The organism is Algibacter sp. (genome assembly GCF_029245835.1).
In the GTDB taxonomy this organism is placed as follows: Bacteria; Bacteroidota; Bacteroidia; order Flavobacteriales; family Flavobacteriaceae; genus Algibacter_B.
Window position 1 is genome coordinate 39,838 of record NZ_JAQWOO010000083.1, and the last position, 6,000, is coordinate 45,837.

Here is a 6,000-nt window from a genome sequence, read left to right on the forward strand (position 1 = left end):
TGGATTAAGATAAGTAAGATAAAAGCAGTATTTTTTCAGCGAAAGCGACAACACTCTTTTTTCTAATATCTTTTTTCTAATATCTTTTAAAAAATGAAAGAAGACATACAATCATTTACAATATCAATTTATACCGAAAACAATATCGGTCTATTGAATCGTATTTCTGCTATTTTTCAGCGAAGACACATCAATATTGAAAGTTTAACAACTTCACAATCTGAAATAGATGGTGTAAATCGCTTTGTAATTGTTGTAGACATGACCGAAACGAATGCATCTAAAATTGTTAAACAAATTGAAAAACAAGTTGAAACAATAAGAGCTTATTATCACACTGAAGACGAAACCATATTTACGGAGTCTTGCATGTTCAAGATTAAATCTGATTTGTTGTTTAATGAGCCTCAAATTCAGAATATAATTAAAGAGAGTAACACAACAATTGTAACAGTAAACAAGGAGTTTTTTGTACTAGAAAAATCTGGGCGACGAAACGAAATTGAGTCATTAAGACGAGATTTAAACGCGTTTGGTATTATGCAATTTGTTCGCTCAGGGAGAATTGCAGTAACTAAAGATCAAATGAAAATAACGGAATTGCTAACGGCATCCAAATAACCAATAATTACAATTAAATATAAAATGGGAAATTATTTTAACACATTATCGCTAAGAGATAAATTAAATCAATTATCGAAGTGTAGATTTATGGACGCTTCAGAATTTACAGATGGAGTAAACGCTTTAAAAGGAAAAAAAATAGTAATCGTTGGGTGTGGTGCTCAAGGTTTAAACCAAGGGTTAAATATGAGAGATTCTGGTTTAGATATTTCTTATGCATTACGTGATGCTGCTATTGCTGAAAAGCGTCAATCTTTTTTAAATGCTTCAGAAAATGGATTTACAGTTGGAAATTACCAAGAGTTAATCCCTACAGCAGATTTAGTATTGAACTTAACACCAGATAAGCAACATACAAATGCAGTAAATGCAGTTATGCCCTTAATGAAAAAAGGAGCAACATTATCTTATTCTCACGGTTTTAATATTGTTGAAGAAGGTATGCAAATTCGTGAAGATCTTACTGTAATTATGGTGGCGCCAAAGTCTCCAGGTTCCGAAGTTCGTGAAGAATATAAGCGTGGTTTTGGTGTACCAACATTAATTGCTGTACACGAAGAAAACGATCCTGAAGGAAAAGGTTGGGCACAAGCTAAAGCTTATGCAGTAGGAACTGGAGGAGATAAAGCAGGTGTTTTAGCATCGTCTTTTATTGCTGAGGTAAAGTCTGATTTAATGGGCGAGCAAACTATTCTTTGTGGGTTGTTACAAACGGGTTCTATCCTTTGTTTTGATAAAATGGTTGAAGAAGGTATTGATGCAGGTTATGCTTCAAAATTAATTCAATACGGTTGGGAAACTGTAACTGAAGGTCTTAAATATGGTGGTGTAACTAACATGATGGATCGTCTTTCTAACAAAGCAAAAATTAAAGCTTTTGAATTATCAGAAGAATTAAAAGATATTATGCGTCCGTTATTCCAAAAGCATATGGATGATATTATTGAAGGTCGTTTTTCTGCAGGAATGATGGCAGATTGGGCTAATGATGATCATGATTTATTAACTTGGAGAGCAGCAACTGCTGAAACTAATTTTGAAAAAACACCTGCTGGTAATGTTGAAATTTCAGAGCAAGAGTATTACGATAATGGCGTATTAATGGTAGCTATGGTAAGAGCTGGGGTTGAGTTAGCTTTTGAAGCGATGACAGATTCTGGAATTATTGATGCTTCTGCATACTACGAATCATTGCATGAAACACCACTTATTGCAAATACCATTGCAAGAAAGAAATTATATGAGATGAATAGTGTAATATCTGATACAGCAGAGTACGGATGTTATTTATTCGATCATGCTTGTAAGCCTTTATTAGCAGATTTCATGAAAAACATCAAAACAGATGTTATTGGAAAGCCTTTTGCTAAAGATAATGGCGATGGTGTTGATAATGCTAAACTTATTGAAATTAATAAAGTATTAAGAGAGCATCCAGTTGAAAAAGTAGGTGAATTTTTAAGATCATCTATGACGGCTATGAAGCCAATTGTATAGTAACGAATACAACTAAACTAAACTATATTTTTTAAAACCTGTTAGATGTTATCATTTTGACAGGTTTTTTATTGCAGTAAATCGTAACTTGCATTAATGTTTTGTTTTATAAATGATAAAGAATGAATCAGGAAAAAAAAACATATTTTCCTAGTATAGATAGCGTAAAGGCTGCTGCTAAAACTATAAAAAAAGTGTCGTTAGTTACGCCTTTAAGCCTTAGTTTAAGATATTCAAAACAGTACGATGCTAATATTTTTTTAAAACGCGAAGACTTACAGCAAGTACGTTCTTATAAAATAAGAGGTGCTTATAATAAAATTAGCTCACTAACCTCAGATGAATCTAAATCTGGAGTAGTTTGTGCCAGTGCTGGAAACCATGCACAAGGCGTTGCTCTATCATGTAAGTTATTACAAATTAAAGGCACAATTTTTATGCCTGCTCCAACACCAAACCAAAAGCTAGAACAGGTAAAAATGTTTGGAGAAAATTTTATAGAAATTAAGCTTGTTGGTGATACGTTTGATGATGCTTATCATGCAGCTATGTTGGAATGTGAGTCTTTAGATAAAACATTTATTCATCCTTTTAATGATGAAAAAGTTATTGAAGGTCAAGCAACTATTGGTTTAGAAATTTTAGAACAATTTAAAGAACCCATTGATTATGTTTTTGTTGCTGTTGGTGGTGGTGGTTTAGCAGCAGGTTTGTCAACAGTTTTTAAAACCTTATCTCCAAATACAAAAATTATTGGTGTTGAGCCAGAAGGTGCGCCATCTATGACAACTTCAATAAAAAACAATAAAAATACAACACTTCAATCTATTGAAAAATTTATAGACGGAGCAGCTGTAAAACGTGTAGGCGATTTGAATTTTGAAATCTGCAAGAAAAATTTAGATGCTATGATTACTGTTCCAGAAGGGAAAGTATGTCAAACTATTTTAGACTTATACAACAGAGATGCTATTGTTGTTGAGCCTGCAGGCGCATTGAGTATTTCGGTTTTAGATTTTTATGCAAAAGAGATAAAAGGAAAAAATGTAGTTTGTGTTGTTAGTGGGAGTAATAACGACATTACAAGAACACCAGAAATTAAAGAGCGGGCGTTGTTGTATGCTAATTTAAAACATTACTTTATTATTAAATTTCCGCAACGTGCAGGGGCTTTAAAGGATTTTGTAATTCATGTTTTAGGTAAAAATGATGATATCACATATTTCCAATATGCTAAAAAAACAAACCGAGAAAATGGTTCTGCTCTAGTTGGTATTCAGTTGAAATCTGCTTTAGATTTAGAACCCTTAATTAGTAAAATGAAAGCACAAAATTTTTATGGTGATTACTTAAATGACAAACCAGATTTATTTCAGTTTTTGGTGTAAATTTTTATTTTTTATTTTTTTCAAAAAAGTATGAAAATGCGAAATCGTTTGCGTTATAAAACTTATACTTATTTTAGTTTCAATGACTGATTTAAAGTTATTTTTAGTTATTTTGATATTAGTATTTTAATCTAAATAGATTATAGGATTCTATAAACTTTAGGTTTTTACATTAAATTCAGAATTATGAAACACCCTTTTACAGAAATTCCAGAAGCTTACAAAATTAAATCTCTTTTACATCAAAACACATACCTTGTTAATGGCGAGCTTAAAAATTGGGAAGGAGATACTGCTGAAGTTTATTCTACTATTTCATCTACTTCAAAATACAAGCAAACGCTTTTAGGAACAATTCCCCAACTTGGTGAAAAGGAGGCTTTAGATGTTCTTGATTCTGCAACTTCAGCTTATGATAATGGAAAAGGACTTTGGCCAACAATGAAAGTTGGTGATAGAATTGCCTGTATGGAGACCTTTGTTGAACAGATGAAAACAAAGCGTGAAGAAGTTGTAAAATTACTCATGTGGGAAATTGGCAAAAACTTACCTGATTCTGAGAAAGAATTTGATAGAACAGTCGATTATATTTATGATACTATTGAAGCTTATAAGCAAATAGATAGAGACTCAGCTAAGTTTGAAAAAAACTCTGGAGTTTATGCGCATATTCGTCGTGGACCATTAGGAGTCGTTTTATGTTTAGGGCCTTATAATTACCCTTTAAATGAAACTTTTACATTATTGATTCCTGCATTAATAATGGGGAATCCTGTAATATTTAAACCCGCAAAATTAGGGGTTTTATTAATTTCTCCGCTATTGGAAGCTTTTCAAAGTAGTTTTCCAGAAGGTGTCGTAAATATTGTTTATGGACGTGGTCGTGTTTTGGCAACGCCAATTATGCAATCTGGAAAAATTGATGTTTTGGCTTTAATTGGAAATAGTAAATCTGCTAATGCTTTACAATCTCAGCACCCAAAAGGAAATAGGTTAAGGATGGTTTTAGGTCTGGAAGCTAAAAATCCAGCTATTGTATTACCAGATGCAGATTTAGATTCTGCTGTAGATGAATGTATTGCTGGAACGTTATCTTTTAATGGGCAGCGTTGTACAGCATTAAAAGTATTATATGTCCACGAATCTGTAGTCGAAGAGTTTAATAGACGATTTGCATATAAGGTAGACCAACTTAAATTTGGAAATCCATGGGTTGAAGGCGCTAAATTAACACCACTTCCAGAGGAGGATAAACCAGGATATATTCAAGAACTAATTGATGATGCTAAAGAAAAAGGGGCTAAAATTTTAAATAACAAGGGAGGTGAAACTTCCGAGAATTTTATATTTCCAGCGGTATTATATCCAGTAACCAAGGATATGAGGGTTTACAAAGAGGAGCAATTTGGTCCTGTTGTACCTGTTATTTCATTTTCTGATATAGAAGAACCACTTGATGATATGGCAGAATCTAATTATGGTCAACAAGTCAGTTTATTTGGTAAAAATGTACAAACACTATCTCCCTTAATTGATACGCTTGTTAACTTAGTTTGCCGTGTAAATTTGAATAGTTCATGTCAACGTGGACCCGATGTTTACCCATTTACAGGAAGAAAAGATTCCGCTTTTGGTACGTTAAGTGTTCACGATGCCTTACGCTCTTTTTCAATAAGAACTTTTGTCGCATCAAAGGATAATGAATACAATAATGCTATTTTGGAAGAATTATTAGAAAAGAAAACATCAAATTTCATTAGTACAGATTATATATTATAGACAAAATCTCTTAATTTTGAAAAAAAATAAGTTACGTTTATGAAAGAAATTAAAATTATTCTGTTGGCCGTATTTTCAATCGCCTTAATCAGTTGTGGTGGTAAGGAAGAAAAGAAAAAAGAAGGATTTAGTTATGAAAAAAAACCTGAGGTTTCTACAAAAGTTGAAAGCAATCCTAATGATGTTGTTATAACATCTAATGATGCTATGCAATTCAACAAAAAAGAAATTAAAGTTGAAGCAGGTAAAAAAGTAAAAATCACTTTAAGACATATTGGTAAAATGGATAAAAATGTGATGGGTCATAATTTTGTTTTACTTAAACAAGGTGTTGATTTAGTAAAATTTGGTAATACAGCTGCTACCTTCCGTGATAATGATTATATTCCTACAGGCACAAAAGATGTTATTGCATACACGAAATTAATTGGTGGAGGAGAAACTGCTGTTATTGAGTTTGATGCTCCTGAAGCTGGCACTTATGATTTTTTATGTAGCTTCCCTGGGCATTATGCGTTGATGAAAGGAAAATTTATTGTGGAATAATACTCCAATAAAAAAATATTTTAACGAGGCTGTCTAAAAAGGCAGTCTCTTTTTTATTGTTTTAGATTTTAAAAAAAGTATTGGTTTTCGTATCTTAAAGGTATGAAAAGCAACATCGTTTGGAAGACGAATAGTCAGTCTCAATTAAGTCTTCTCCCACCAAGTT

At 32.3% G+C, this 6,000-nt stretch carries 5 protein-coding genes; all 5 read left to right on the forward strand.

The features are described from left to right. Positions 1-93 precede the first annotated feature (93 nt). The 5 genes from ilvN (at position 94) to azu (ending at position 5,834) form a co-directional block, all read left to right on the forward strand. Positions 94-621 (forward strand): acetolactate synthase small subunit, encoded by a 528-nt coding sequence (ilvN, locus tag P8K68_RS13560; protein ID WP_300252020.1) that lies wholly within the window; start codon positions 94-96, stop codon positions 619-621. 24 nt (positions 622-645) lie between these two features. Then, complete coding sequence (gene ilvC / locus P8K68_RS13565) at positions 646-2,121, forward strand: ketol-acid reductoisomerase (protein WP_300252022.1); 1,476 nt, start codon at positions 646-648, stop codon at positions 2,119-2,121. Positions 2,122-2,243: 122 nt separating this feature from the next. Continuing rightward, positions 2,244-3,509 carry a threonine ammonia-lyase IlvA gene (gene ilvA / locus P8K68_RS13570; protein ID WP_300252025.1) on the forward strand — a complete coding sequence of 422 codons (1,266 nt, stop codon included), beginning with the start codon at positions 2,244-2,246 and terminating at the stop codon, positions 3,507-3,509. Positions 3,510-3,695: 186 nt separating this feature from the next. Further along, positions 3,696-5,288, forward strand: a complete 1,593-nt coding sequence (locus P8K68_RS13575; RefSeq protein WP_300252028.1) for an NADP-dependent glyceraldehyde-3-phosphate dehydrogenase — start codon at positions 3,696-3,698, stop codon at positions 5,286-5,288. 39 nt (positions 5,289-5,327) lie between these two features. Then, positions 5,328-5,834 (forward strand): azurin, encoded by a 507-nt coding sequence (gene azu / locus P8K68_RS13580; RefSeq protein WP_300252031.1) that lies wholly within the window; start codon positions 5,328-5,330, stop codon positions 5,832-5,834. Positions 5,835-6,000 lie beyond the last annotated feature (166 nt).

What these genes read in the sequence shown, in the direction of transcription:
- ilvN (WP_300252020.1), top strand. Translation starts at nt 94, where the DNA reads ATGAAAGAAGACATACAATCATTTACAATATCAATTTATACCGAAAAC.
- ilvC (WP_300252022.1), top strand. Translation starts at nt 646, where the DNA reads ATGGGAAATTATTTTAACACATTATCGCTAAGAGATAAATTAAATCAA.
- ilvA (WP_300252025.1), top strand. Translation starts at nt 2,244, where the DNA reads ATGAATCAGGAAAAAAAAACATATTTTCCTAGTATAGATAGCGTAAAG.
- P8K68_RS13575 (WP_300252028.1), top strand. Translation starts at nt 3,696, where the DNA reads ATGAAACACCCTTTTACAGAAATTCCAGAAGCTTACAAAATTAAATCT.
- azu (WP_300252031.1), top strand. Translation starts at nt 5,328, where the DNA reads ATGAAAGAAATTAAAATTATTCTGTTGGCCGTATTTTCAATCGCCTTA.